This is a genomic window from Streptomyces violascens (assembly GCF_014649955.1).
Classification (GTDB): domain Bacteria; phylum Actinomycetota; class Actinomycetes; order Streptomycetales; family Streptomycetaceae; genus Streptomyces; species Streptomyces violascens.
In genome coordinates, this window is sequence record NZ_BMUA01000010.1 from 1 (window position 1) to 26,956 (window position 26,956).

Genomic DNA, 26,956 nt, shown 5'->3' on the forward strand with positions numbered 1-26,956 from the left:
CGTGCGCAGCCCGCCGACCAGGAGCAGGTACTGCTGCACGGCCGGCTCGCCCTCGTTGTCGGTGAACCGTTCCGCCGTCTCCAGCATGGCGGTGCCGGCGGTGTACCGGGCATAGTCGGTGACGATGCCGCCACCGTACGGAGCGATCGTCTCACTCTGGGTGCACAAGGGGAGCCCGCGGCCGACGAGTTCGCTGCCGCGCGCGAAGAACTGCACGTCGACGTGGCTGAACGGTTCGAGCCGCGCCCCGAACTTGGATTTGGTCCGCCGCACCCCGCGGGCCACGGCCCGCACCCGGCCGTGGTTGCGGGTGAGCAGCGTGATGATGCGGTCGGCTTCCCCCAGCTTCTGGGTGCGCAGCACGATGCCGTCATCACGGAACAGACTCATGCGGCCATTGTCCTGCACGGGGGCGGCTTCCCCACCCCGCCCCTTTCCGCCGCAACACCCTGCGGCTCCGCCGCGCGGCCTCCGGGGGGCCAGCGCTGCCAGGGGCGCGGGGAACTGCGCGACCAGCCCGCGACGACCCGCAGTCGAGCACATCGCGCTTCCCATGCCACGGGGTGCCGGAAAGCCAAGCGTGCCGAGGGGGCACGGGCCGTGGCCGTGGCCACGAGGGTGCCCCGCGAAGGAATCGCGGACGCCGTCCGGGCGACGTGGCGGGGATCACCTCGGGCGGGCTCTCCCCAGGCCCCTCAAGCGGTCCGGGCGCACCGGGGTGCACGCGCGGGGTCCGGTTCACGGCGTTTGCACAGGGGGATGGGGCACCATTGCGCCAGCAGGGCCCTCTTCTCCTGTGACTGAACCCTTCGCCTCACCTGGACGGACCGGAATGCCGCTGCCCACGACCGGTCGCCGTGCCCGCACGGCGGTCTGCGCGTTCGCCGTGCTGGCGCTCGCCGGGTGTTCGGCGGGCGAGGGCGTGCGGGACGCCGGGCCGGCGGCCACGTCGTCCGCTTCGGTGACCGCCTCCCCGCTGTGGCCCGACCACACCGCCACCGTCGCGCCCGCCAAGCCCGGCCAGGGTTTCCACGCGCGCGGGCCCGTGCCGGGGGTCACGGTGCCGGACGGGGATCTCACGCGGGTCGACGGCGTGCGGCTCCTCGCCGCCGATCCGGCGACCGACCGCGCGGTGCAGAGCGGCCTCAAGGAGTGCCCCGACGGCTCCTCCTGCCGGCTGCGGCCGCCCGCGTACGCCGATCTCACCGGTGACGGGAAGCGCGAACTCGTGCTCGCCTACGACGACTTGGGCCGCACCATCCTCTGGGTCTACACCGCGGTGGGCGAGCAGGCCCACGTCGTCCTCGAATACGCCGGGCGGCCCGGCACGAGCGCCGCCACGCTCGGCACCGATCTGGTCGTCACCGAGCCCGCGGGCGGCCGCAACCGCGAGACCGACACCACCCTGCGCTGGAACGGCAGCGAGCTCGCCCCGCTCCCGGCCGCCTCCGACCCCGCCAAGGGCGCCTCCAAGACCCGGCCCGCCGAGGACTCCCTGATCAAGCCGGCCGACGGGACCGACGGGCCGGGGCAGGGCTGAGCCCCGGTCCAGTCCTACGGGACCGGCCGACCCGGGCAGGGCTGAGCCCGCCGGCCTCACCCGCCCGGCACCACAAGCCCCGACTCGTACGCCAGGATCACCAGCTGGGCCCGGTCCCGTACCCCGGATTTCCCCATGATCCGGCTCACATGGGTCTTCGCGGTCAGCGGGCTCAGGGCCAGCGCGTCCGCGATCTCCGTGTTGTTGAGGCCCCGGGCGACCAGGGTGAGGACTTCTCGTTCCCGGGAGGAGAGGGCGGTCAGGGCGCCGGGGCCGTTGCCCGCCGTCGGCCGAGGGGCTCGCAGGACCCGGGCGATCAGGCTCGCCGTCGGGCCCGGCGAGAGCAGCGCGTCGCCGGCCGCCACCGTGCGGATGGCGTCCAGGAGTTCGGCGGGGCGGGTGTCCTTCACCAGGAAGCCCGAGGCGCCGGCCCGCAGCGCCTCCAGGACGTTCTCGTCGGTGTCGTACGTCGTCAGGACCAGCACCTTCACCCCGGCGAGGTCCTCGGATGCGGCGATCGATCGAGTCGCCTCGATGCCGTCCGTGCCCGGCATCCGCAGGTCCATGACGACCACGTCGGCCCGCGCCGAGTGGGCGAGGCCGACGGCCTCCGCGCCGGTGCCGGCCTGGCCGACGACGGCCATGTCGGGCGCCGACTCCACGAGCATCGCGAAGGCCGACCGGACCAGGGTCTGGTCGTCGGCGAGCACCACCCGGATGCGGCCGACGTCCGGCACAGCAGCGGTCATGCGGTTGCCTCCAAGGAACGCAGCGGTACGAGGGAAAGGTTCGGCGCGGCCCGGGAGGCTCGCAAGACCCAGACGTCACAAAGAGCCCGGAAGGCCTGGACGCTCACGCGGTGGCCTCCAGCGGACGGTCCCTCAACGGGCGCGCCACCAGCGGAAGGTCCGCCGTCACCCGGAAGCCGCCGCCCTCGCGCGGCCCCGCCTCCAGGGTGCCGCCCACGCTGCGGGCCCGCTCGCGCATTCCTACGATTCCGAAGCCGGAGCCCTCGGCCGCGCCGCCCCGGCCGTCGTCGGTGACGGTGACCCGGAGCACCTCGCCCGCCGCCTCGACGCGGACCCGGGCGGTGGCGTCGGGGCCCGCGTGCCGTACCGCGTTGGTCAGCGACTCCTGGACGATGCGGTAGGCGGCCGCGCCGACGGCGGGCGGCACGTGCACGCCGTCGGCCTCCACGGTCAGCTCGGCCTTCGCGCTGCGGGCCAGGTCGGGCAGCCCGTCGAGGTCGGGCAGCGGCCCGTGCTCGTCGGCGCGCAGCACGGTCAGGGTGGTGCGCAGTTCGGCGCGGGCCTCGCGGCAGGTGTCGGCGATGGAGTCGAGGGCGGCGGCCACCGCCGCCCGGTCGAGCCGCTCGGGGGACGCGGTCAGGACGTGGGCGGCGACCGAGGTGCGCACCCCGATCAGGGTGATGCTGTGGGCGAGCAGGTCGTGCAGGTCGCGGGCGATGCGCAGGCGTTCCTCGGTGAGTTGGCGCTCGGTCTCGCGGGCGGCGACGGCCCGCTGTTCGGCGACGTAGGCACGGGAGTTGCGCAGGGCGACGCCGAAGACGAGGGCTGCCACCAGCCAGCCGGAGGTGCGGAGCACGTCGAAGACCCGGTGGACCCCGTTGAACGACATGCCGGTGACGGCGAAGCCCACGACGCAGGCGCCGGCGGTCACGGTCCGGCGGACCGTGCCGGTCACGGCGACCGTGTACAGGGCGGTCATCGCGATCGGCATGGGACCCATGTGGGCGTTGTTGAGCAGTTGGTACGGGGCGATGCAGGCCACGATCACGGCGAGCACCGCCATCGGGTGGCGGCGCCGCCCGGCCAGGGCGAGGGCGGCCGCGGCGAGCAGGGCCCAGCCGAGGGCGTCCGGCCGCAGCGCGGTGTCGGCGTAGGCGATGGCCGCGCCGAGCAGCCCGGCCCCGGCGGCGAGCGCCGCGTCGGCCCGCAGCGGGTGCGCGCTGTCGCCGGGGTCGCGGTGCAGCAGCGCCGTCACCCGCTCCCCGAGGCTCGGGCCCGTCGGTGTGTTCACGTCTGCCACCCTGCCATCCTCGTCCTCAACGCGGCTCGCCGACCAGCGCCGAGGGCGTTCCGGCGGCCGGCTGCGGGGTGTGGGAGAGGCGGCCCGGCCACCAGACCCTGCGGCCGAGCAGCAGGTTGGCGCTGGTCACCAGGTAGGTGCGCACCAGGAAGGTGTCCAGGAGCACCCCGACCGCGATGATCGTGCCCAGTTCGACGAACATCACGAGCGGCAGCGAGGCGAGCACCGCGAACGTGGCGGCGAGCACCGTGCCCGCCGAGGCGATCACGCCGCCGGTGGTGCGCAGGGCGGTCAGCGCGGCCTCGCGCGGCCCGGCTCCTCGCAGGGTCTCCTCGCGGGTGCGGTGCATCAGGAAGATGCCGTAGTCGACGCCTAGAGCGACCAGGAACACGAAGGTCAGCAGGGGAAGGCCGGGGTCGAGGCCCGAGAAGCCGAGGACCGGTCCGAAGACCAGGCCGCCGATGCCCATGGCCGCTCCCCACACCGCGACGACGGCGGCGACGAGCAGCAGCGGGGCGACGAGGCTGCGCAGGAGCAGGGCGAGGACGAGCAGGACGGAGGCGAGGACGAGGGGGATGACGATCAGCCGGTCGTGGGAGTTGGCGTCGGCGAGGTCGAGGGCCTGGGCGCTGGCTCCGCCGACGTGCGCGCCGGTGAGTCCGGCCCGCAGCCGTCCGATGGTGGCGCTCTCGTCCGCCGATTCGGGGGCGGCCTTCGTGGTGACGGCGATCTCGGTCCAGCCGCCGCCGCTGCGGCCCCGTTCGGCGCTCGCGACGCCTTCGACGGACCGGGCGGCGGCGAGCGTGCGGTCGGCTCCGGCGGTCGGGGTCATGACCTCGACGGGCCGGCTGCTGCGGTCCGGGAAGGCGGCGGCGAGCGTGCTCATGGCGACGGTCGACTCGGGCTTGGTGGTGTAGCTGTCCTCCTGCTTGAGCGCGCCGGGCAGGTGGAACGCGCCGAGCGCGAGGGCGCCCAGGAGGACAACTCCCGTGAGCAGTACGGCAGTTGGGCGTTTGCCCGCCGAGCTTCCCATCGCGGCGAACAGGTCGCGGCGGCGCCGCCCGGGTTCACTTCCGTACGCCGGGATCAGCGGCCAGAACACCCGCCGCCCCAGCAGCACCAGGATCGCGGGCAGCAGGGTGAGCATCGCGGCGAGCGCGCACAGCACCCCGATCGCGCCGACCGGGCCGAGCCCCCTGATGTTGTTGAGGTCGGCGGCGAGCAGGCAGACCAGGCCGGCCACGACCGTCCCGGACGAGGCGAGCAGGGCGGGCCCGCAGCCGCGCAGGGCGGCACGCATCGCGTCGTACGGGAGGGGATGGCGGCGCAGTTCGTCGCGGTAGCGGGCGACGAGGAGGAGCGCGTAGTCGGTGCCCGCGCCGAAGACGAGGACGGTCATGATTCCGGCGCTCTGGCTGGTCACCGTGATCCCGGACCAGGTGGCGAGTCCGTACACGGCGGCCCGCGCGCAGACCGCGCCCGCGCCGACCACCACCAGCGGCACCAGCCACAGCACGGGGCTGCGATAGGTGAGGACGAGGAGCAACGCGACCACCAGGCCGGTGGCCAGCATCAGCGTCCCGTCGAGGGAGCCGAACACGCCGCGCGCGTCGACCGCGAGGGCGCCGTCCCCGCCGACCCGGACGGTCATGCCGTCCGCGTCGGCGGCGCGGGCCCGTACGTCGTCGACGAAGGCCTTCTTCGCGTCGTCGTCCTTGGCGGGCGCGGCCGTGGACACCGCGTACATGAGGGTGGCGCCGTCCTTGGACGTCACGCCGGGGCCGTGCTGGACGGCCGCGAAGTCCTTGGGGTCGTCGGCCGCGGCAAGCTCGGCGGGCGACTTGCCGGCCTCGGTGCCCGGCGGGACGGTGATCTCGGCGAGCTGGCCCGCGGCGGTGTCCCGGTCGGCGGCCGTGAGACCGCCGTCGCGGTGGTAGACGAGCACCAGGCTGGTGATCTCGCCGCCGGGCAGCTTGTCCTGGAGCTTCGCGACCTGGGTGGAGTCGGCGCCGGCCGGCAGATAGTCGGCGGTCTGGTCGCGCTGTACGTCCCCGAGCCTGCCCGCGAACGACCCGGCGACGGCGAGCACGATCACCCACAGGGCGAGCACGCCCCAGGGAACTGCCCGCCGTTTACCGGCAGTTGATGCCCTGTTCGGCGCGGACCCCGCTGGTACCGACCTCGGTGGTGCTGATCTCGTCGACCCCATGGCGGGTCCCCCTCCGGCTGGAATCCGGAAGGCCCTGGCGGCCTGCCCGGTGTTTCCAGCGTCCGGCCCGCGGGGGGCTCTTTCGTCAGGCCGACGACCGAGATCATCCGTACTTCCGGGGGCGTCCGGAGGGGCCCGGTTACTCCCGTGGGAGTAGCACGACCCCTGACCGGCAGGTGCGGCTCACGGCACCTCGCCCCGGCTGCGCGCGTTCGCGTACGCCGTGGCCGCCCTGAGCCGCTCCGTGGTGGTCGCGGCCCGGGCGGCCTCCGGCAGGCAGTCCCACTCGCGCCCGCCGCCGAACGGCCGCAGTTGGAGGTAGGGCCCCTTGCGCCCCATCACCTGGCCCAGTCTGCCGCTCCCGGTGTCGACGACGTACGAACCCACGGGCGGGACTGCGGTCATGGGTCTCCCTCCGGCAGTACGGAACTTGGATCCACGGGCAGTATCGGGTGCCGGGCGGCCCCGGCCGCTCCATGATCCCAGTTTTTCGTTCGGTCACCACATCGGATCGAGCAGGAGCAATGACCGCATAATTCCGGACCGGGCGCGCACGTCCTGCAATTCACCCGCGACCGATTCCACGGCCGCGTTTTCTTCCCTTACGCAGATGCGGCACGGGAGGCGGAGAGCAGGCCGGAGCGGGTCCGGGGGCGGCGGCCGGGCTCACGTCCCGCTGTCCGGATATCCGTTGGCCCACCGGATATTTCGAACAGGCAATTCGCAAGCAGTAAGGGGATGTTTCCGCTCCGGATCGGCCGCCCAACTCGCAAAGAGAGGTTTCTTCGCGCGAATGTTCAGGACGTTCCGGATGCCCAACAATGCATTGCGGTACGGGGATTGGCGCTGCGCCGCGTGCCGCTCGCCGGGCGGTGTCCGGGCGCCCCGGGGGCATGATCTACGGTCTTGTGCGGGACCACTACCGATCAGCACAGCAACGGGGACGTACGGACATGCGCAAGACAGCCACCCTCGCCATCACCCTGCTCGCGGCGGCCGCGCTGCTCACCGGGTGCGGGAGCGAGAAGAAGGACGAGGGTGCGGCCAAGGCGGGCGACGCGAAGCCGAGCGCCTCGGCGGGCGGCAGCGCGAAGGGCTCGGCGCCGGACCGCAAGGGCGTGCCGCACCAGGTCGTCTTCGAGGTGGGCGGCACGGGCAGGTCGCAGGTGATGTGGGTCGGCAACACCAACCACTTCGAGCAGGTGACGCTGCCCTGGACGAAGACCGAGACCGTGACGCTGGAGGACGCGGAGCTCGACGTCGGCGTCACGGTGTCGGTGGTGCCGGGCTCCGTGAAGCGCGCGGACGGGATGCTTCAGGCAGCGCCCTGCACCATCAAGGTCGACGGCAAGCAGGTCGCGGACAACCAGAACGGCGCGTCGGACAAGCTCTGCGAGTACAAGCTCAAGAATTAGCTCTTACGAGGGCGTGCGGGCGGCCGCGAGCAGCCGGGCGGTGTCGTCCGCGCAGAGCGAGAGCGCGCCGCCGACCGTACTGAGCACCTCGCGTTCGGCCGCGCTGTACGGGCCGTCCGCGAGCGCGATCCGGGCCCCCTGCAACAGGATGGACTCGCGGCCGGCGGGGGCCAGGTGCGGGGCCAGCGGTTCGAGGGCCTCGTGGAGCTCGATCGCGAGCGCCGCGCCGCAGGGGTCCGTCTCGTCGACCGGGTCAGTGAGGAACCGGCCGGTGTCCGCCGCCAGGGCCTCGATGAGGGCGACGAGCTGGTCCTCGGTGCAGTCGTCGAACCCGGCCGCCCGGACGGTGGCGACGGCGGTCGTGGTGACCGTACGGGACGAGGTGCCGCCCGCCGCGAGGACGGCGAGGGCGACGGTGTGCACGGCGTCGCGCAGCATCGCGGAGAAGCGGGTCGTGGTGGGGTGGTCCAGGACTTCCGTCCCGAAGTGGCCCTGGCAGGCAGCGCATTCGACCACCGGGCCGGCGGTGCCGCGGGTGGCGAGCGGGATGCCGAGCACCGTGAGGCGTCTGCGGCCGGTGCGGCGCTGGTAGTTCCGGTCGCCGCCGCAGTCCGGGCAGAAGAACTCGCCGTCTCCCACGGTGTGCCACAGGATGCGGACTGACCAGAGGCGGGGCCGGAGGCGGGGACCGGGCGCCCCGGTCGGGTTCGTGCCGTTCTGTCCCCGTGCTGGCCGCACCGCGCACCTCCGTAACGCTCCGGCAACGTTGCCGCGTTGACGTGATGTTAGCCACATCCGTGATGTGGCGTCAGCACCCCGGAAGGAGGAGAGGGCGGCGGATGGCGAAATCCCGTCGTCGGCTCGGCGCGGGCGGCTGGGGTGGGCCACCCCAAACCCTCAGCTCAGCTGCCCCCGCGGGCGGCGTTTCCCCCACCCCGCCCCTCCCCGAAACCCGCCGGGGGTGGGGGTGGAAAAGGTAGGTTCCCGGGGGTACGCCCTGCCGGAGCCAGTGCTGCCAGGGGCGCGGGGAACTGCGCGACCGGCCACCCACGGCCCGCAGCCGCAGTCGTCTCGAGCCCCTCCGGCGATTGAGGAGCGGGGGCGTGGGGGCAGAGCCCCCACGCCCCCGCCCGCCCGGGTCAGCGAGACGCGCGGTTGACCGCCGAGATGACCGCCTTCAGCGACGCCCGCGTCGTGTTCGCGTCGATGCCGATGCCCCACAGCACGGCCCCGTCGATGGCGCACTCGATGTACGACGCGGCCTGCGCGGACGCGCCCTCGCTCATCGTGTGCTCCTGGTAGTCCAGCAGCCGCGCGTCGACCCCCGTCGTGGCCAGCGCCTCGAAGAAGGCCGAGATCGGGCCGTTGCCGGTACCGGTCAGGACCGTGTCCCGGCCGTCGACGACCGCCTCGACGGTCAGGGTGTCGCGGCCGTCCTTGTCCGTCGTCGTCTGGCCGGAGCGCAGCTGGATGCGGCCCCAGGGGTTCTCGGGGTTGGGCAGGTACTCGTCCTGGAAGACCGACCAGATCGCGGCCGGGGTGACCTCGCCGCCCTCGGAGTCCGTCTTCTGCTGGATGATCTTCGAGAACTCGATCTGCATGCGCCGCGGCAGGTCCAGCTTGTGGTCGTTCTTCAGGACGTAGGCGATGCCGCCCTTGCCGGACTGCGAGTTGACCCGGATGACCGCCTCGTACGAGCGGCCGACGTCCTTCGGGTCGATGGGCAGGTACGGGACCGCCCACTCGATGTCGTCCACCGTCTTGCCCGCGGCGGCCGCGTCCGCCTCCATCGCGTCGAAGCCCTTCTTGATGGCGTCCTGGTGGGAGCCGGAGAAGGCGGTGTAGACCAGGTCGCCCGCGTAGGGGTGGCGCGGGTGGATCTCCATCTGGTTGCAGTACTCGGAGGTGCGGCGGATCTCGTCGATCTGGGAGAAGTCGATCTGCGGGTCCACGCCCTGGCTGAACAGGTTCATGCCCAGGGTCACCAGGTCGACGTTGCCGGTGCGCTCGCCCTGGCCGAACAGGCAGCCCTCGATGCGGTCGGCGCCTGCCATGATCGCCAGCTCGGCCGCCGCCACCGCCGTACCGCGGTCGTTGTGGGGGTGCACGGACAGGCACACGTACTCACGCCGGGACAGGTTGCGGCTCATCCACTCGAAGCGGTCCGCGTGCGTCGAGGGGGTCGACCGCTCGACCGTGGCGGGCAGGTTGAGGATGATCTCGCGGCCCTCCTCGGGCTGCCAGACGTCGCACACCGCCTCGCAGACCTCCAGCGCGAAGTCCAGCTCGGTGTCCGTGAAGATCTCCGGCGAGTACTGGTAGCCGAAGATCGTCTCGTCGCCCAGGATCTTGTCCGCGTACTCCATCACCAGCCGCGTGCCGTCCACCGCGATCTGCTTGACCTGCTCCTTGGTGCCGCGGAAGACGACCCGGCGGAACGTGGGTGCGGTCGCGTTGTACAGGTGCACGGTGGCGCGGTGGGCGCCGCGCAGGGACTCCACGGTGCGCTCGATCAGCTCTTCGCGGGCCTGGGTCAGGACGGAGATCGTCACGTCCTCGGGGATCGCGCCCTCTTCGATGATGGAGCGTACGAAGTTGAAGTCGGTCTCTCCGGAGGAGGGGAAGCCGACCTCGATCTCCTTGTAGCCCATGCGCACCAGCAGGTCGAACATCTCGCGCTTGCGGGCCGGGCTCATCGGGTCGATCAGGGCCTGATTGCCGTCCCGCAGGTCGGTCGACAGCCAGCGCGGGGCCTTGGTGATCCGGCCGTTGGGCCAGGTGCGGTCGGGGATGTCCACGGCGTCGTACTGACCGTACTTGTGGATCGGCATCCCGGACGGCTTCTGCGCCTGGGTGGCGTTGGTGACGGGGGTCGGGCGACCAACGGGCTGGGACATGGCGTGCGGCTCCTCGGTTTTTTGGAGGGACGGCCGACTGTCGAGCGCAACACCAGATCCCGCGGGGAGGGGGTCGGCCTACGACTACAGGCCCTCGCCGCGGCAGCTAAGGAGAAGCAGCCCGATACGCATGATGCCGCAGCCTAGCCGAGGGACGGCGCGAGCGCCGGTCCCGTATCAGTATGCGGGACACCGAAACCGATTCGGACAAAAGGTGACGTATGCCTCGCCCGCCCGAGTCATCGGCATCTCGTGGGCGCGAATGGCCGGGAACTGTCGTAGAGAAAGCACGCTTCACAATCATGGTGGCGACTAGTGACAGCCCCATGACCCAGTGCCACATTGCCCGGCATGGACGCCACCACCAACCCGGTTTTCTGCACCATCATCCCGCCCCACGTCTTCGACCGGCTCATCGAGGCCGAGGACCCCGCGCTCGCGCGCATCGCCCGCAGGACCTTCGTCGCGGACGCGGCCCAGCGCACCGAACGCCGGCTGACCACCGTCCTCGGCGCCGAGCCGGTCGCCCCGCCCGCGGGCGCGGCCGCCGACCAGCCGCAGCGCACCGTCTACGACGCCCAGCACACCACCACCCTGCCCGGCCACAAGGTCCGCGGCGAGGGTGAGGCGCCCGTCCAGGACGCGACCGTGAACCGCGCGTACGCAGGGCTCGGCGCGACCTTCGAGCTGTACCTGAAGGCGTACCAGCGGCATTCGATCGACGGCAACGGAATGCCGCTCGACGCGACGGTCCACTTCGACCACAGCTACAACAACGCCTTCTGGAACGGCACCCAGATGGTGTTCGGCGACGGTGACGGCCAGATCTTCCTGGACTTCACGCTGCCCGTCGACGTCATCGGCCACGAGCTGACCCACGGCGTCACCCAGCACACCGCGAACCTCACCTACTTCGGCCAGCCGGGCGCCCTCAACGAGTCCATGTCGGACGTCTTCGGCTCGCTGGTCAAGCAGTACTCCCTCGACCAGGACGCCCACCAGGCCGACTGGCTCATCGGCGCAGGACTCCTCGCGCCCGGCGTCCACGGCGACGCGCTGCGCTCGATGAAGGCCCCGGGGACGGCGTACGACGACCCGGTGCTCGGCAAGGACCCGCAGCCCGCCACGATGGACCACTACGTGACCACCGGCCGCGACAACGGCGGCGTGCACATCAACTCGGGCATCCCCAACCACGCCTTCTACCTCCTCGCCGACGAGCTCGGCGGCAAGGCCTGGGAGCGCGCCGGGCAGATCTGGTACGACGTGCTCACCGGCGGGCACCTCGGCACCCAGGCGATGTTCAAGGACTTCGCGAAGCTCACGGTGGCCGCGGCCAGGGCCCGCTACGGCGACGGCGCGGAGTACCAGGCGGTGCAGAAGGCCTGGTCACAGGTCGGGATTCCGCCCGCCTGACGCGTACGCGCTGACGCGGCCGACCAGGGCTGCTAGACAGGGGCCATGCGTATCCAGGTTTCCCGCACAGGAGGATTCGCCGGCATCGAGCGCCGGGCCGAGATCGACACCTCGGGCCGGCCCGATGCCGCCGAGTGGCACGCCCTGGCCGAGGCGGCGCTCGACAAGGGCCACGCCGAGCCGTCGACCGGCGTGCCGGACGGCTTCCACTACGAGATCACCGTGGACGGCCGCACGGTGCACTGCGCCGACCCGCACCTGACCGAGGCCCAACGCGCCCTGATCACAAGGGTGTTGAAGGAAGGCGCGTAGGCGGCGCCGAAACCCCGGTGCGGGGCGGCCGGGCGGCTGCTTTGATGCGCACCATGAACCTCTCTGCCCGCACCCCGTTGGATGATCTTGAGCGCTACTACGATGCGGCGCCCAGGAGTTCGGCCCGCGCCGAGGACTTCGGTCCGCTGACCCTCTTCGTCCGGGAGGGCGCGGGCTGGCACTACTACGCGCGGCCCGCCCTCGGCCACGCCGGGCCGGTGACGGCCGCCGATGTCGACCAGGTGCGGGCCCGCCAGCGCGAGCTCGGTGCGCCCGAGGCCTTCGAGTGGGTCGCCGAGGTGAGCCCCGGGCTGCGCGCGGCGGTCGAGGAGTCGGGCCTCGCGGTGCACGAGCACCCGCTGATGGTGCTTGACCCCGAGGCGCCGGCCGCCGAGCCCCACCCGCTGGTCCGTGTGCTGGGCCCGGACGATCCGCTGCTGCACGCGGCCCTGGTCGTACCCCAGCTCGCCTTCGCCGCGCCCGGTACGGGAGTGGGTCCGGCAGGCCCGGCCGAGCTGGCCGCCCGGATCACCGCCCAGGCCGGGGACGGCCGGGCCGGGCAGGTCGCCGGGCGGATCCGGGCGGGCCACAGCGCGATGGCGGCGGCGATCGAGGACGGCCTTCCGCTCTGTTCCGGGATGCACAACCCGGTGGGCCCGGTCACCGAGATCGTCGGCGTCGGCACGCTGCCCGCCGCGCGGCGCCGGGGACTGGGGCGCGCGGTCACCGCGGCGCTGGTCGCCGATGCGCGGGCACGGGGGGCGGCGACGGTGTTCCTGTCGGCGGGCGACGCGGACGTGGCCCGGATGTACGCGACCCTGGGGTTCCGCCCGGCGGGCACGGCCCTGATCGCCGAACCGATCGACGCCTGACGGCTGTTGAGGGCGGCCGAGGACCGTTCGACTGATTCCGGCCGCCCCGCGCGCCGGGATCCGGCCGTGCGCGGCGGATGTTCCCGAAACGTTCCGGGGAGCCGGCCGCCACGGAATGGCGGATTCCAGCCATCGGGTGTTCAACTGCTCAACCCTCCTTCGGCAGAAGCGACTTGCCATGGTTGAGTTTGATCCCGATGGGATCGAAAACGGGAGGACCACCCGCTTTCACCGGGGCCGTCCGGGCCGCCCGCCCCGTCATGCCCCGCCGGGGCGGCCTCACGCGGGGTGCGTACAGTGTGCGCCCCTGCGCACATCTAACCATCTGCGTACAGTGTTCGCAGCGGGAGCACGTTGTACGCATTCTGGAGGGAAGCAATGTCGAAGAACGTGAGCTGGGACGAGCGGGGGAACTGGCGGGCCGAGGGCGAGTGGGGCGCCAGCGACTCCCGCGGCGAACGCCTCTACCTCGACCACTGGCAGGCCAAGCTCGACCGGCTGCGACAGACCCACCACGTCCCCGGCGCCTCCCTCGCCGTGCTCACCCACGACAAGGTCCACGAGCTGGCGAGCGGGGTGCTGCACACCGGCACCGGCGTGGAAGCCACCACCGACTCGATCTTCCAGCTCGGCTCCCTCGCCAAGACGTACACCGCGACCTTGGCCATGCAGCTCGTCGACGCCGGAAAGCTGGACCTGGACGCACCGGTCCGCGCGGTGCTCCCGGACTTCACGGTCGCCGACGAGGAGGCGAGCCGGACCATCACGCCGCGTCAGCTCCTCTCCCACACCAGTGGCCTGACCTGCGACTTCACCTTCGACTCCGGGCGCGGTGACGACTGCCTGGAGCTGTACGTCGACGCCGCCAAGGGGGTCGCCCTCGACTGCCCGTCCGGCAGCGCCTGCTCCTACAGCAGCCTCGGCTTCAACGTGCTCGGCCGCATGATCGAGGTGATCACCGGCTCGACCTGGGACCAGGCGCTCAAGGACCTGCTGCTCGCCCCGCTCGGCGTGACCAGCACGATGACGCTGCCCGAGGAGGCGCTCCAGTTCCGGGCCGCGATGGGCCACCTCGGCGAGTACGGCCAGGACCCCGCGCCGGCTCCGGCCTGGGACCTCATGCCGCGTTCGGCGGGCCCGTACGGACGGGTGCTCGCCACCGCCGGCGACGTGGCCCGGCTCGCGCAGATGCACCTCGCGGGCGGCACCGCCCCCGACGGGACCCGGCTGCTCACCCCGGGCAGCGTCATCGCGATGCAGACCCGCGAGGTCGACTCCCCCGACAAGTGGACCGTCCACGCGGACGGCTGGGGTCTGGGCTGGACCCTCTACGACTGGAACGGCATCACGGGCTTCGGCCACGACGGCGCCTCGATCGGCCAGTACGGCTTCCTGCGTGTGGTGCCGAGCGCGGGCGTCGCCCTCGTCCTCCTCACCAACGGCGGCGACGCGCGCCGCCTCTACGAGGAGCTCTTCGCCGAACTCCTCGGCGAGCTGGCCGGAGTGAAGATGCCCGCGCCGTTCGAGCCGCCGGCCGAGCCGGTCGAGGTGGACTTCGCGCCGCTCACCGGCACGTACGAGCGCGAGGGCGTCCTCATCACCGTCTCCGAGAAGGAGGACGGCAAGCCGCACCTGGTGTACGAGTTCGTCGGCGGCATGAAGGACTTCTCGCCGCCGCTGGAGATGGACCTCGTCGCGGTCACGGACAAGGTGTTCGCGGGCGCGGGCTCCGGCGCGTACAGCGCGGACTGGATGCCGGTGGTCTTCTCCGAGCTCCAGGACGGCACGGGCGTCTGCTACATCGGCATGCGCTGCGCACCGAAGGTGTCCTGACCCCGCGCGGCTGTACGTCGGCCCCCGCCGGAACGTCGTTCCGGCGGGGGCCGCGTTTCCCGGATCAGAACCCGAGCTTGCGGAGCTGCTTGGGGTCGCGCTGCCAGTCCTTGGCGACCTTGACGTGGAGGTCGAGGAAGACCGGCGTGCCGAGCAGGGCCTCGATGTGCTTGCGGGACTTCATGCCGACCTCCTTCAGGCGCTTGCCCTTGGGGCCGATGATGATGCCCTTCTGGCTGGGGCGCTCGATGTAGACGTTGGCGTGGATGTCCAGGAGCGGCTTGTCGGCGGGCCGGTCCTCGCGCGGAATCATTTCCTCCACGACGACGGCGATGGAGTGCGGCAGCTCGTCCCGTACGCCTTCGAGGGCGGCCTCGCGGATCAGCTCGGCGACCATGACCTGCTCGGGCTCGTCGGTGAGGTCGCCCTCGGGGTAGAGCGGCGGGCTGTCCGGAAGCAGCGGGATGATCAGGTCCGCGACGAGCTGGACCTGCTTGTCGCCGACCGCCGAGACCGGCACGATCTGCGCCCACTCGAAGCCGAGCTCCTTGGAGAGCTGGTCGACGGCGATGAGCTGTTCGGCGAGCGTCTTGGAGTCGACCAGGTCGGTCTTGGTGATGATCGCGATCTTGGGGGTCTTCTTGATCCCGGCGAGTTCCTTGGCGATGAACTTGTCGCCGGGGCCGAGCTTCTGGTCGGCGGGCAGACAGAAGCCGATCACGTCGACCTCGGCCCAGGTGGTGCGCACCACGTCGTTGAGGCGCTCGCCGAGCAGCGTGCGCGGCTTGTGGAGACCGGGGGTGTCCACCAGGATCAGCTGCGCGTCCGGGCGGTGCACGATGCCGCGCACGGTGTGCCGGGTGGTCTGCGGGCGGTTGGAGGTGATGGCCACCTTCTGCCCGACCAGAGCGTTCGTGAGGGTGGACTTGCCCGCGTTGGGGCGGCCGACGAAGCAGGCGAAGCCGGCCCGGTGGGTGGGGGCGGCGGCAGTGTCGGCGGCAGGGGTACGAGCGCTCATGCCGCCCATTCTCCCCGATCGCGCGGGCCCCGCCGCCCAGCCCTGCGGAAACGGGCCCTTTGCGCAGTGCGCTCCCCTGACAACCCGGCCCTTGCGCGGCCCTTGCCCGGGGCCGCCGGCTTGTACCCGCGGGCCGCGTCCCGGGGGCGCCGCCCCCGGACCCCCCGCTCCTCAAACGCCGGAGGGGCCGATTTTCGCCGGGCAGGACGACGGCCCACAGCCACACCCGGCAAACACCCCGTACCGTCAGGGCTGGGGCGTTGCGCCCTGGGCCACCGTGTGGAGGCGGGTGGCGGCCTTGGCCAGCAGAGAGGGCAGCAGGGCCGGGTCCGCCGGGTTCTGCGCGGCGAAGGTCACCGTGGAGACGTTCGCCCCCTCGCGGACCGTCAGGACCTGCATGTGGAGCTCGGTGCCCGGTACCGAGGCGAGCGGCGCCGTCACCCGCATCCCCACCGCCTCGTCCCCCAGCTTCGCCACACTCTCCGCCTTGACCTCGCTCTTCTCCGGCCCGCCCCAGTTGAAGTCGAGCGAGCCCCCGTCGCAGGCGGCGGGCAGGGCGCGGGAGTCGGCGACCGCCTTGGCCGCGTCCTCGGCGGAGGGGTAGGCGACCACACGGAACGTGAGGTGCTCGGTGCCGGACGCCTTCGCGTAGTCGCGGGTCGAACTCACCGCGCCCTGGCCCTCCTTGGGCCCGTTCCACGTCTCCATGTACGTGTCGCACTGCGCGCTGTTGGCGCTCGCGGTGCCGCCCTCGGCACCGACGTCCGAGTTGTCGCCCCCGCTGACGTCCTCGGACGGGCTGTCCGCCGGGTCCTCGTCCTCGGCCCAGCCCGCGCCGAGATCCTGCGCGGTGAGCAGGGCCGCGTCGGTCTGCGCCTGGGTGAACGGCCGGCCCCCGACGGCGGGCTTCGCGGCACCCTGGGCGGGCGCGGGTCGGTCCGACGCCGCGTCGTCCGAGCCGCCGCATCCCGCGAGCGTGGCCAGTGCCGCCAGCACCGCCGCGCACCCCGTCAGCTTTTCCCTGCGCCCCGTCCGCATGACGGTTGCCCCTCACCTGCCGTACGTGTCATGACCGGGCCACGATACGACGGCGCACGATCCGCTGGGCGACCAAGGCGAGGGCGGCGGCGAGCAGGACCCCTCCGGCCAGCCAGGGCAGGGCCAGGAAGGAGGCCGTCGCCGAGCCCCGCGCGCCCTTGGCGCCGGCGGTCAACTTGACGTCGCCCCAGTCGAGTTGGGGCGCCCCGTGCCACGCCTCGGTAAGCGTGACCTGCTGCCCGGGCAGCAGCTCGGAGGGGACTTTCGTCAGGCCGCGGCTGAGCAGCGTACGGCCGAAAAGTCCGGTGGCGGTCAGGTCGACCTTCGGGTTGAGGGTGACGTTGCCCCGGTTGTGCAGGGTGTACGTGATGTCTGTGCGGCTCTCCCCGGTGCCGGGGACCAGCGGCCGGTGCTGGGCCAGCGAGACGTGCTCGACGGCGAGGGCGGGGACGGTGGGGCCGCCGACGCGCAGATAGACGCGGGCACCCACGGCCTGCTGGACGCCGACGGCGACCTTGCCGTCGGCGGCCGGTCCCGGCGCGAGATGATCGTCGAGCGCGACCAGGGCGCCGACGTGGTCGCCGGGCTCGGCGTCCGGTGGCACCGCGAGCGTGAAGGGCACGGTGACCGAGGACCGGGCGGGGACGGTGACCGTGTTCTGGGCGGGTTTCGCCCAGGCCCCCACCCCGCTCTGCTTCTCCTTCTCGGTGCGCACGCCGAACCCGCCGTCGCGCTCGGTGTTGTACGCGTCCGCCCCGTAAAGCCGGAAGCTCAGCGTCGCCGCCGTCTTGTTGGTGACGGTCACCTTGTCGTCGAGGGTGGTGCCGGGATCGGCGGAGAGGTAGAAGTACGGGCGCTGGGCGCTGCCCGTGGAGGCGGGGAAGACGGACCAGTTGCCGTTGTCGGCGGCGCGGGCCGCGGGCGCGGCGAGCAGGGCGAGCACGGCAGCCAGGAGGAGTGCGGGCAGCTTGCGCACGGTGCGGGACCCCCGGGGACGGGTGGGCCGGCCGGGTGCGCGTCCGGCCCACGGTGGTGGAGTCAGGTGAGGGTGAGGGTCAGTACGCCGCTGTAGGCGCCGGGCGCGGTGAACGCCGGCACGTTCAGCGAGAGCTTCGCGTCCACGGTGAACTCGCCGCCGGTGAGCGCCGCGTTCGGGGTGGAGGCGAGGGTCGCGCCCGCGTTGCCCACGCTGCCGGCCGAGCCCGCGGCACACGCGGACGGGGAGCCGGGCTTGGTGGCGCAGGCCGGGGTCCAGCTGAGTCTGCCCGCGTCGATGGAGCCGCCGGGGCCGGTGAAGTTGGTGACCTTGCCGGTCAGGGACCAGCCCGCGGGGCCGCCGCGGAAGTCCTGGACCGTCACCGTCTTCAGATCGCCGGTGGAGGCGCCGCCCTTGCCGAAGTCGACGGCGCCCAGACTGACGCTGTCACCGGCCTGGGACATCGCGAGCGTGCCCGCGGTGACGGCCGCGTTGAGCTTCTGGCTCGGTCCGGTCGGCGGCGGCCCGCTGTTGACGTGGTACGCCACCGGGCCCGCGCCGTTCGCCGGGTCCCAGGCCGCTCCTTCGTAGGCCACGATCCCGGTGGTCGCCGGGTCCTTGATCGCCGGCCGGGCGGTGAAGCCGCCGTTGGCGTCCGACTTGAAGGTGATCTTGTCGGCGGTGGTGGCGGTGCCGTTCCAGCCCGCGACGGTGATGTCCGCGTCGGGGGTGAACTTGGACCCGGTCACCGTCGTGCGGTCACCGGTGTTGCCCGAGGCCGGGTCGGCCGTGATGGCGCGCTGGTTGACCTGTCCGCCGCCGTCCGTGGCGTTGACCGTCTGGGAGACGGGGGCGGGCGGGTTGGTGACGGTGCAGGGGGTGTCCAGCTCCATGATGTAGCTGGTGTGGATGTTGTAGTCGCCGGGCGACAGGGTGATCGCGCCGGCCTTGGTGGCGGTGAAGCTGCCGCTCATGGAGAACGCCGGGAAGGCGCCCTTGCCGGGCACCGGGTCGTTCTTCTTCGGGCCCGCCACGTCCACGGTGCCGGTCTGGGCGCCCGCGAGGACGACCTTTCCGGTCGGGGTCATGATGTCGGCGGGCAGGGCGATGTCGACGGGGTTGCTGGCGGCGGGCTTGTTCACCGTGTAGGTGACGGTGACCTTGTCGCCGACCTTGGGTGCCGCGTTGTCGACGGTGACGGTCGCGTTCGTGGTGCCGTCGATCGGCGGGATTCCGGCGATGGCCGGCGGGATGCAGTGCGTGGCGAAGTCGACGGGCGTCGCGGCCAGTGCGCTCGCGGGTGCGGCGAGCGCGCCGGTTCCCGCGGCGAGTGCGACCGCCCCCAATACGGCGGCCAGACGCCGTCTTCGACGTTCCGACATGGGCTTGCCCCCCTTCCTGAAGTGGCACAGCGCGGCTCGGCTGCGCCGACAGGGAGCCATTGACGGCTCGGGGCGAAAAGAAGTCAATGCCATCCCGCCGCAGCAACTGATGACCCATCAGATACTGTCAAGATCCTGGCATTTCACACCACTTGGGCGCAGTCTCACGGGGGTGCCGAGGGCACACGAAAGCCGGCGCCGCCCGGGACGGCACCGGCTCGTTCTGCGTGGTGCGTGGTGCGTCATGCGCGGTGTTTCCGGTGCCCGGATCAGTCGAAGACGAACGGGCCCGGCGCCTGCGAGGTCGTCGCGTCACAGTTCACCGAGACCCCGAAGATCGTCATCGACAGGGCGGTGCCGGCGAAGTACGAGTCGAGGCTGTCGCCGGAGGCGACGGTCCCGTTCAGCGGGCCGATCGTGACCGGGTCGCCCGCGCTCAGCGCGGGGTTGGCCGTGCCGCTGAACACCGTGGTGCCACCGGCGCCCTTGGCGAGGGTCAGATTCGCGCTGATCTGGTTGGCGCCGACGCCGACCGGCGTGGTGACGGCCGAGGTCAGCGTGATGGTCGCGGCCGTACCGCTCTGGGTCGCGGTGAGCGTGGCACTGCCGCCGCCCCAGGTTCCGCAGTCGTACGTGGCGGTCGCCGAGCCCGGCGAGACGGCGGCCGCGCCCGGCGCGAAGGCGAGGCCCGCCACGGCCACCGCCCCCACCGCGAGTGCGGCCCGCGCGACCGGCCTTCTGGTGCTCTTACGCATGATTCCCCTTCCCGTTACAGGGAGTTGATCGTCTGCCGCGTCATCGGCACACGACCGCGCAGCGGCCCCCGGTGGCCCACGCGCACGGGTGCGCGGGCGTGCGGGCATGGCTCTGCAGGGGCTGCTTCAACTGCGCGGAGGGAGCGCATCCGACTCCGGCACGGGGCTGCGGCTCTGCACCCCGTGCCGACCGCCCGCGAATCTGACGGACCGTCGGATCGACTGTTCGTCCATTGATGCGCGGGGCGCGTCGGATTGCAAGGGGCATCGCCTTGATTCTTGCGGGGTGGGTGGGGCGGGGGTTTTGCGCAGTTCCCCGCGCCCCTCAGCGGGTTCGTCGCCGGGTGCGGGCCGTGCGTGGCCGGTCGCGCAGTTCCCCGCGGTGCCCGGCCCGTGCCGGTCAGACCCTGGTCCGCAACTCCCCGTCCGGGCCCGCCAGCAGTACCGGGGTCTCGGGGCCGCCCAGGTCTCGTACCGCTGACAGGTCCGCCTCCGCGGGGCGGGACGCCTCGGTCACCACCGCCGCCGCCTCCAGGGACTTCGCTCCGCTGGCCACGGCCATGGCGACCGCGGTCTGGAGGGCGGACAGCTTCAGGGAGGCGAGCTCGACCGTTCCGGCGACGTACGTGCGGCCGGTCTCGTCGCGCACGGCGGCGCCCTCGGCCACGCCGTTGCGGGCCCGGGCGCTGCGCGCGAGCGTGATGATCTTGCGGTCCTCGGGGTCGAGTTCGATGCTCTGAGTCATGCCCCGAGCATAAGGAGTGCCGGGCCCCGAGGCCGCGGGGGCTCAGCCCTTGATCGCCTGGTCCAGCTTCTTGGCGACGGTGGCGGTGACGGTCTTGAAGTCGGCCTCCGGGATGCCGACCGGCTGCTTGCCCTTCGTCGAGAGCGTGCTCAGAGCGCTGCCCTTGCGGACCACGTAATTGTGGAGGCCCATCTTGATCGGACCCATGTCCAGGACCAGTTCGTAGCCGTGGGCCTCGTCGCCCGCCTTGTCCACGGTCAGCGGCTTGACGGCGGCGGGGTACTTCTCGCCCTCCATGTCGACGGTGAAGGTGGCGCACTGGGCGAGGGTCGCCTCGAAGCCCTTGAGGAACCCGGCGGCCTTGTCGCCGTCGAAGCCGAAGACCTGCTGCATGCCGTATTCGAAGTTGCTCGTCTGCCGGGCAGCGGCACCCATCGGGGCGGGCTCGCTCTGCATCAGCTCCATGAGCTTCTGGCACTCGGGCTTGGTGGCCTTGCCGAAAGTGAGGCCACCACCGATGCTCGGGTCCGCCTTCCAGCCCGCCGGGACGTCCTTCTCGGTCAGCAGGGCCGCCTTGAGCTGGGCCTCGGTGACGGACGACTTGGCGGTGCCCGAGGCGGCGGGCGCCGAGGACTTGGCGCCGTCCTTCTCGGCGGCCTTGTCGCCCTTGGCGTCCGAACTCCCGCACGCGGCGACGGACAACAGGGCCGAAACGGCCAGAGCCACGGCGGCGGCACGTCTGACGGAAACAGAAACGGGCATATGTGATCCCCCCACGGGAACAGAAACGGGACATGTGGTGACTTCTGCACCCTATGTGACAGCCCGTCCCGACCGTCCCCCGGGCCTCACCCCGCGATCGGGTACATCGACCCCCGCCGGCCCTCCGGGGAGGTCAGCCACTCCAGCTTCTCGGCGGTGTCCGTGTGCGGCAGCGGGGTGTGCAGCACGATCACCAGGTCCGGGCGGGCCGGGACGCGCAGTTGGGTCGACTCGACGTGCAGCGCGCCGACGACCGGGTGCTCCATCTCCTTGCGGACCAGCCCGCCGGGCTGGACGTCGCGCCGCTCCCACAGCTCCACGAACTCCGGGCTGAGCTCCTTGGCCTGTTCGACGACCGCCCGGAACCCCTCGTCGTCGGGCCGCTCCGAGCAGGCCGCCCGGAACTGGGCGACGACCGTGCAGGCGATCTCGTCCCAACGCTTGGCGCGGGCGCGGTAGATGGGGTCGGTGAAGAACGCGATCAGACAGTTCTGCACGATCTCCGGGCGCATCCCGAGAACGAGGGCGGCCGCGTCGTTGTACATCACCGTGTTCCAGTACGCGTCCATGATGTGCGCGGGGAACGGCATCCAGGCGTCGATCAGGCGCTGGAGCCCGTGGCACATGTCGACGTTCGCCGGGTCGACCTCGGGCGCCGGCGGGTTGAGCCCGGCGAGCACGTACAGGTGGCGGCGCTCGGCGCTGGTCAGCTGGAGGACCCGGCCCACCGAGTCGAGGACCTGCGGGGACACCGTGATGTCGCGGCCCTGCTCCAGCCATTGGTACCAGGAGACCCCGACCCCGGCGAGCACGGCGACCTCCTCGCGGCGCAGCCCGGGAGTACGGCGGCGGGCCCCGCCGTCGGGCAGCCCCGCCTGCGTCGGCGTGATCCTGGCCCGCCTGCTCATCAGGAACTCGCGCAGCTCGCTGCGCCGGTGATTGTCGATCGGTGTAGCCACGAACTCCCCCTGCCGGCTGCCTGGTGGTGCCACCAACAGGATAAGTTCCCACTCTCCACGGGCATTCCCGGGCCGCGAAGGTAGTGGCCATGGCGATCGATACACAGACGACAATCACCGGGCCGCACACGGCGGCTCCCCAGGTGGACCGGCTGACCGGCCGGGCCAAGCTGGTCCTTTTCGTGCTCTGCGCCGCCCAGTTCATGGTGGCGCTCGACTTCTCCGTACTGAACGTGGCGCTGCCCGCGCTCGGCAAGGACCTGGGCCTGAGCCAGTCCGCGCTCCAGTGGGCGGTCACCGCGTTCGCCCTGCCCTCGGGCGGCTTCCTGCTCCTGTTCGGCCGCATCGCCGACCTCTTCGGCCGCAAGAAGCTGTTCCTGACCGGCCTCGCCCTGTTCGGCACGGCCTCGCTGCTCGCCACCCTCGCCTGGGACCCGGCGTCCTTCCTGACCGGGCGCGCGCTGCAGGGCCTGGGCGCGGCCGTCATCGTGCCGACCGGCATGTCCCTGCTGACCACGACGTTCCCCGAGGGTCCGCTGCGCGCCAAGGCGCTGGGCATCTCCGGCACCCTGCTGTCGCTCGGCTACACCACCGGCATGGTGCTCGGCGGCGTCATGACCGACACCCTGGGCTGGCGCTCCACGATGGGCCTGCTCGTGGCCTTCGCGGTGATCGTGCTGACGCTCGCCCCCGGCCTGCTGCCCGAGTCCCGCACCCCTCAGCGCCCGCGCCTGGACGTGCCCGGCGCCGTCACCGTCACCGGCGGTCTGCTCGCGGTGATCTACGCCCTGTCGACGGCGGCCCAGCGCGGCTTCGGCGACGCGGACGTGTGGGGCACCCTGATCGTGGGCCTCGCCCTGCTCGTCGCGTTCGTGATCGTCGAGTCGAAGGCCTCGGCCCCGCTGGTCTCGCTGCCGATGCTGAAGCGCCGCACCGTGGCCTGGGGCAACCTGGGCGGCCTGGTCACCTTCTCGATGATGTCCGCGGTCATCTTCGTACTGACCCTCTACCTCCAGGAGACCCTGGGGCTCTCGTCCTTCGAGACCGGCCTGATCTTCGGCATCCAGGGCGTCGCCTCGGCCGTCGCCGGCGCGTACGCCGCCAAGTTCATCGGCCGCTTCGGCGCCCGGCGGGTCCTGGTCGGCTCGCTGCTCGGCCAGGGCGTCTTCATCGCCGCCCTGCTCGGCCTGGGCAGCGAGTCGGGCGCCCTGCTCGCGACCGTCGCCGTCTCGCTGGCCAGCATGTGCCACCTCGGCGCGATCATCTCGTACGGCGTGACCGTGACCAGCGGCGTGCCGAACGAGGAGCAGGGCCTGGCGACGGGGCTCGTCACCACCACCCAGCAGGTCGGCCTGACCGTCGGCATCCCGCTGCTCGGCGTGCTCGCCACGACGCAGGCCTCGCTGTTCGACGGGGTGCGCACGGTGCTCGCGATCGACGCGGTGATCGTGGTCGCGACGGCCGCCCTGATCGGCCTCGGCCTGCGCAAGCGGGCTTGAGCGGCCGGGCCCTGTGTCAGGCCCGGTCGAGCCGGAGCCGCTCGGCCTTCGGCAGACCGGCGACCACCAGGTCGTACGAGTCCTCGATGAGCTCCCGGACCAGCCGGTCCGGGAGCCCGGCCACGTCCACGGTGTTCCAGTGCCGCTTGTTCATGTGCCAGCCCGGCACGATCGCGGCGTGCTCCTCGCGCAGCCGGACCGCGTCGTCCGGGTCGCACTTGAGGTTGACGGTGAGCGGCTTCCCGTCGAGCGCGGTGAGCGCGAACATCTTACCGAGCACCTTGAAGACGGAGGTCTCCGGGCCGAACGGGAACTCCTCCGTCGCGGCGTTGAACTCCAGGCAGAACGACCTCAGTTGCTTCGGTGTCACTCCGCGCTCCCTTTCTCCTCGTCGTCCTCGACCGGCTCCACCAGTACGGTGACGATCTTGTTGCGGCGACCCGCCGGGGACTCGGCGGTGAGCCGCAGCCTGCGTGTGTCGGGCAGTTCCACCACGGCCGAGGCGCCCGCGATCGGCACCCGGCCGAGCGACTTGGCGAGCAGCCCGCCGACGGTTTCCACGTCCTCGTCGTCGAACTCGTCGAAGCCGAACAGCTCGCCCAGGTCGCCGATGTCGAGCCGGGCGGTCACCCGGAAGCAGCCGTCCGCGAGCTCGGTCACCGGCGGCAGTTCGCGGTCGTACTCGTCGGTGATCTCACCGACGATCTCCTCCAGGATGTCCTCGATGGTGACGATGCCGGCGGTGCCGCCGTACTCGTCGATGACGACCGCGACGTGGCTGCGCTGCTGCTGCATCTCGCGCAGCAGGTCACCGGCGTTCTTGGTGTCGGGCACGAAGGCGGCGGGCCGCATGGCGGTGGAGACGAGGTCGGCCTCGGAGTCCCGGTTGATGTGCGTCTTGCGGACCAGGTCCTTCACATACACGATCCCGACGATGTCGTCCTCGTTCTCGCCGGTCACCGGGATGCGCGAGAAGCCCGACCGCAGGGCGAGGGTGAGGGCCTGGCGGATCGTCTTGTACCGCTCGATGCAGACGAGGTCGGTGCGCGGCACCATGACCTCGCGCACCAGGGTGTCGCCCAGCTCGAACACCGAGTGCACCATCCGGCGCTCGTCGTCCTCGATCAGCGACTCCTGCTCGGCGAGGTCGACCATCGCCCGCAGCTCGGCCTCGGACGCGAACGGCCCCTTGCGGAAGCCCTTTCCGGGGGTGAGCGCGTTGCCGAGCAGGATCAGGAGCTGTGGGATCGGCCCCATGATCCTGGCCAGCGGCAGCAGCACGTACGCGGCCGCCGTCGCGGTGTTCAGGGGGTGCTGGCGGCCGATGGTGCGGGGCGAGACGCCGACGGCGACGTAGGAGACGAGCACCATCACGCCGATGGCGACGAGCAGCGCGGCCCAGGTCTCGCCGAACTCGTCGAGGCAGACGTAGGTGACGAGGACCCCCGCCGCCATCTCGCAGGCGACCCGCACCAGCAGCGCCACGTTGAGGTAGCGCGTCGGGTCCGAGGCGATCTGGGCGAGCTTGGCGCTGCCGCGCCGGCCGGTGCGTACGGCCTCCTCCGCGCGGAAGGAGGACGTACGGGCGATGCCGGCCTCGGCGCAGGCCGCGAGCCAGGCGACGACGACCAGAGCGACGGCGCCCGCGATCAGTTGGCCGGTCATGAGACGGTCGGCGCCGGGGAGGGACCGGTCAGGCCCTTCTCCGCGCGCCAGCCGTCCACGATGGCCGCCTGGAGACCGAACATCTCGGCCTTCTCGTCCGGCTCCTCGTGGTCGTAGCCGAGCAGGTGCAGCACCCCGTGGACGGTGAGGAGCTGGAGCTCCTCGTCCATGGAGTGCTGCGTCTCGGCGTCCTCGCCCTGCTTCTTGGCGACCTCCGGGCACAGGACGATGTCACCGAGGAGGCCCTGCGGGGGCTCCGCCGCGTCGTCGTCCTTTGCCGGCGGACGCAGCTCGTCCATCGGGAAGGACATGACATCGGTCGGCCCCGGCAGGTCCATCCACTGGATGTGCAGCTGCTCCATGGCTTCGGCGTCCACGACGATCACCGAGAGCTCGGAGAGCGGGTGGATCCGCATCCGCGTGAGGGCGTAGCGGGCGATGTCGAGGATCGCCTGCTCGTCGACCTCGGTTCCGGATTCGTTGTTGACGTCGATCGACATGGTGCGCTCTGCTCTACTTCCCGTTCCGGCCGCCCCGGCCGTTCTGGTCCTGGCGGCTGTCGTACTGCTCGTACGCGTCGACGATACGGCCGACGAGCTTGTGCCGTACGACATCCTGCGAGGTGAGCCGGGAGAAGTGCACGTCCTCGACGCCGTCCAGGATGTCCTGGACCTGGCGCAGACCGCTCTTCGTGCCGCCCGGAAGGTCGACCTGGGTGATGTCACCCGTGATCACGATCTTCGAGTCGAAGCCGAGCCTGGTCAGGAACATCTTCATCTGCTCGGCGCTGGTGTTCTGCGCCTCGTCGAGGATGATGAAGGCGTCGTTCAGGGTGCGGCCCCGCATGTACGCCAGCGGGGCGACCTCGATGGTTCCCGCCGCCATCAGGCGCGGGATCGAGTCCGGGTCCAGCATGTCGTGCAGGGCGTCGTACAGCGGGCGCAGGTACGGGTCGATCTTCTCGTAGAGCGTGCCGGGCAGGAAGCCCAGGCGCTCGCCGGCCTCGACGGCCGGTCTGGTCAGGATGATCCGGGTGACCTGCTTGGACTGCAGGGCCTGGACCGCCTTGGCCATGGCGAGGTAGGTCTTTCCGGTACCGGCGGGGCCGATGCCGAAGACGATCGTGTGCTTGTCGATCGCGTCGACGTACCGCTTCTGGTTGAGGGTCTTGGGGCGGATGGTGCGACCGCGGCTGGAGAGGATGTTCTGCGTGAGCACCTCGGCGGGTGTCTCGCGGTGTCCGTCCCCGTTGGCTCCGCTGCCGTTGGCGCTGCCATTGGCCCGGAGCATGGCGATCGAGCGTTCCACTGCGTCCTCCGTCATCGACTGTCCGGTGCGGAGCACCAGCATCATCTCGTCGAACAGTCGCTGAATGAGGGCGACTTCCGTCGCGTCCCCCACGGCGCTGATCACATTGCCCCGTACGTGTATGTCGGCCGACGGGAAGGCCTTCTCGATCACGCGCAGCAGGGAGTCGCTCGAACCCAGGATCGTCACCATGGGGTGCTTGGCCGGGATGGTGATCTGGGCGTGCGCCTGCGGGTGTGTGGGTGTCTGAGTCATGGGCCGGCTCTGTGGCCTGCACATACCTCCCGTTGCAGGGTTCTCGCTGCT

26 protein-coding genes are annotated in these 26,956 nt (G+C 71.7%); 7 read left to right on the forward strand and 19 right to left on the reverse strand.

The features are described from left to right. On the reverse strand, positions 1-390 hold a 390-nt coding region (recO, locus tag IE206_RS20620), incomplete at its 3' end, for a DNA repair protein RecO (protein ID WP_189964081.1). Between the two features lie 442 nt (positions 391-832). Here recO and IE206_RS20625 point away from each other — a divergent pair. Further along, a complete protein-coding gene (locus IE206_RS20625; protein ID WP_189964083.1) occupies positions 833-1,540 on the forward strand; it encodes a hypothetical protein in 708 nt (235 codons plus the stop codon). 56 nt (positions 1,541-1,596) lie between these two features. On the opposite strand, the gene IE206_RS20630 is transcribed toward IE206_RS20625, so the two are convergent. The 4 genes from IE206_RS20630 to IE206_RS20645 all read right to left on the reverse strand — a co-directional run bounded on the left by IE206_RS20630 (position 1,597) and on the right by IE206_RS20645 (position 6,203). Then, a complete protein-coding gene (locus tag IE206_RS20630; protein ID WP_189964085.1) occupies positions 1,597-2,289 on the reverse strand; it encodes a response regulator in 693 nt (230 codons plus the stop codon). Between the two features lie 103 nt (positions 2,290-2,392). Beyond that, the gene (locus IE206_RS20635; protein WP_226598813.1) at positions 2,393-3,580 is read right to left on the reverse strand and encodes a sensor histidine kinase; all 1,188 of its coding nucleotides are present in this window, start codon (positions 3,578-3,580) and stop codon (positions 2,393-2,395) included. 25 nt (positions 3,581-3,605) lie between these two features. Next, a complete protein-coding gene (locus tag IE206_RS20640) occupies positions 3,606-5,798 on the reverse strand; it encodes an MMPL family transporter (protein WP_189964088.1) in 2,193 nt (730 codons plus the stop codon). Between the two features lie 183 nt (positions 5,799-5,981). After that, positions 5,982-6,203, reverse strand: coding sequence for a hypothetical protein (locus IE206_RS20645; RefSeq protein WP_189964090.1), 222 nt, complete (start codon positions 6,201-6,203; stop codon positions 5,982-5,984). Between the two features lie 548 nt (positions 6,204-6,751). Here IE206_RS20645 and IE206_RS20650 point away from each other — a divergent pair. Continuing rightward, positions 6,752-7,213: a hypothetical protein gene (locus IE206_RS20650; protein ID WP_189964092.1), complete on the forward strand. Its 462-nt coding sequence runs from the start codon at positions 6,752-6,754 to the stop codon at positions 7,211-7,213. 3 nt (positions 7,214-7,216) lie between these two features. Here the strand turns inward: IE206_RS20650 and IE206_RS20655 are convergent, their stop codons facing one another. Together IE206_RS20655 and leuA are read right to left on the reverse strand one after the other, a co-directional pair. Beyond that, the gene (locus IE206_RS20655) at positions 7,217-7,951 is read right to left on the reverse strand and encodes a TerB family tellurite resistance protein (RefSeq protein ID WP_226598814.1); all 735 of its coding nucleotides are present in this window, start codon (positions 7,949-7,951) and stop codon (positions 7,217-7,219) included. 401 nt (positions 7,952-8,352) lie between these two features. Further along, complete coding sequence (leuA, locus tag IE206_RS20660) at positions 8,353-10,110, reverse strand: 2-isopropylmalate synthase (protein WP_189964095.1); 1,758 nt, start codon at positions 10,108-10,110, stop codon at positions 8,353-8,355. 351 nt (positions 10,111-10,461) lie between these two features. Between leuA and IE206_RS20665 the strand changes: the two genes are divergently transcribed. From IE206_RS20665 to IE206_RS20680, 4 genes are all read left to right on the forward strand, one after another. Next, positions 10,462-11,526, forward strand: coding sequence for a M4 family metallopeptidase (locus IE206_RS20665; protein ID WP_189964097.1), 1,065 nt, complete (start codon positions 10,462-10,464; stop codon positions 11,524-11,526). Positions 11,527-11,571: 45 nt separating this feature from the next. After that, positions 11,572-11,838: a protealysin inhibitor emfourin gene (locus tag IE206_RS20670; RefSeq protein ID WP_189964099.1), complete on the forward strand. Its 267-nt coding sequence runs from the start codon at positions 11,572-11,574 to the stop codon at positions 11,836-11,838. 53 nt (positions 11,839-11,891) lie between these two features. After that, positions 11,892-12,710, forward strand: coding sequence for a GNAT family N-acetyltransferase (locus IE206_RS20675; RefSeq protein WP_226598815.1), 819 nt, complete (start codon positions 11,892-11,894; stop codon positions 12,708-12,710). A 378-nt stretch (positions 12,711-13,088) separates the two neighbouring features. Then, entirely contained in the window at positions 13,089-14,543 is a 1,455-nt protein-coding gene (locus tag IE206_RS20680; protein ID WP_189964103.1) for a serine hydrolase domain-containing protein, read from the forward strand. A gap of 64 nt (positions 14,544-14,607) precedes the next feature. Here IE206_RS20680 and era read toward each other — a convergent pair whose 3' ends face one another. The 8 genes from era to IE206_RS20720 form a co-directional block, all read right to left on the reverse strand. Next, positions 14,608-15,561: a GTPase Era gene (gene era, locus IE206_RS20685; protein WP_189964105.1), complete on the reverse strand. Its 954-nt coding sequence runs from the start codon at positions 15,559-15,561 to the stop codon at positions 14,608-14,610. A 246-nt stretch (positions 15,562-15,807) separates the two neighbouring features. Beyond that, positions 15,808-16,599 (reverse strand): hypothetical protein, encoded by a 792-nt coding sequence (locus IE206_RS20690; protein WP_189964107.1) that lies wholly within the window; start codon positions 16,597-16,599, stop codon positions 15,808-15,810. 28 nt (positions 16,600-16,627) lie between these two features. Further along, complete coding sequence (locus IE206_RS20695; protein WP_189964109.1) at positions 16,628-17,575, reverse strand: WxL protein peptidoglycan domain-containing protein; 948 nt, start codon at positions 17,573-17,575, stop codon at positions 16,628-16,630. A 62-nt stretch (positions 17,576-17,637) separates the two neighbouring features. Then, positions 17,638-18,957 carry a beta-xylosidase gene (locus IE206_RS20700; protein ID WP_189964111.1) on the reverse strand — a complete coding sequence of 440 codons (1,320 nt, stop codon included), beginning with the start codon at positions 18,955-18,957 and terminating at the stop codon, positions 17,638-17,640. Positions 18,958-19,226: 269 nt separating this feature from the next. After that, on the reverse strand, positions 19,227-19,712 hold the full coding sequence (locus tag IE206_RS20705; protein WP_189964113.1) for a hypothetical protein: 486 nt from the start codon (positions 19,710-19,712) through the stop codon (positions 19,227-19,229). A 400-nt stretch (positions 19,713-20,112) separates the two neighbouring features. Next, positions 20,113-20,457 (reverse strand): cytidine deaminase-like protein, encoded by a 345-nt coding sequence (locus tag IE206_RS20710; protein ID WP_189964115.1) that lies wholly within the window; start codon positions 20,455-20,457, stop codon positions 20,113-20,115. Positions 20,458-20,499: 42 nt separating this feature from the next. Next, positions 20,500-21,183, reverse strand: a complete 684-nt coding sequence (locus IE206_RS20715) for a hypothetical protein (protein WP_189964117.1) — start codon at positions 21,181-21,183, stop codon at positions 20,500-20,502. Positions 21,184-21,305: 122 nt separating this feature from the next. Beyond that, positions 21,306-22,127, reverse strand: a complete 822-nt coding sequence (locus IE206_RS20720; protein ID WP_189964489.1) for a helix-turn-helix transcriptional regulator — start codon at positions 22,125-22,127, stop codon at positions 21,306-21,308. Positions 22,128-22,267: 140 nt separating this feature from the next. On the opposite strand from IE206_RS20720, the gene IE206_RS20725 reads away from it, so the two are divergent. Further along, complete coding sequence (locus tag IE206_RS20725) at positions 22,268-23,677, forward strand: MFS transporter (protein WP_189964119.1); 1,410 nt, start codon at positions 22,268-22,270, stop codon at positions 23,675-23,677. A gap of 16 nt (positions 23,678-23,693) precedes the next feature. Here the strand turns inward: IE206_RS20725 and IE206_RS20730 are convergent, their stop codons facing one another. The 4 genes from IE206_RS20730 to IE206_RS20745 are packed head-to-tail and all read right to left on the reverse strand — an operon-like array spanning position 23,694 to position 26,905. After that, entirely contained in the window at positions 23,694-24,047 is a 354-nt protein-coding gene (locus IE206_RS20730; protein WP_189964122.1) for an MmcQ/YjbR family DNA-binding protein, read from the reverse strand. After that, positions 24,044-25,342 carry a hemolysin family protein gene (locus IE206_RS20735; RefSeq protein WP_189964124.1) on the reverse strand — a complete coding sequence of 433 codons (1,299 nt, stop codon included), beginning with the start codon at positions 25,340-25,342 and terminating at the stop codon, positions 24,044-24,046. The genes IE206_RS20730 and IE206_RS20735 overlap by 4 nt, the downstream gene beginning before the upstream one ends. Next, entirely contained in the window at positions 25,339-25,842 is a 504-nt protein-coding gene (gene ybeY, locus IE206_RS20740) for an rRNA maturation RNase YbeY (protein WP_189964126.1), read from the reverse strand. Before ybeY ends, IE206_RS20735 begins: the two co-directional genes overlap by 4 nt. 13 nt (positions 25,843-25,855) lie before the next feature. Further along, complete coding sequence (locus IE206_RS20745) at positions 25,856-26,905, reverse strand: PhoH family protein (RefSeq protein WP_189964127.1); 1,050 nt, start codon at positions 26,903-26,905, stop codon at positions 25,856-25,858. Positions 26,906-26,956 lie beyond the last annotated feature (51 nt).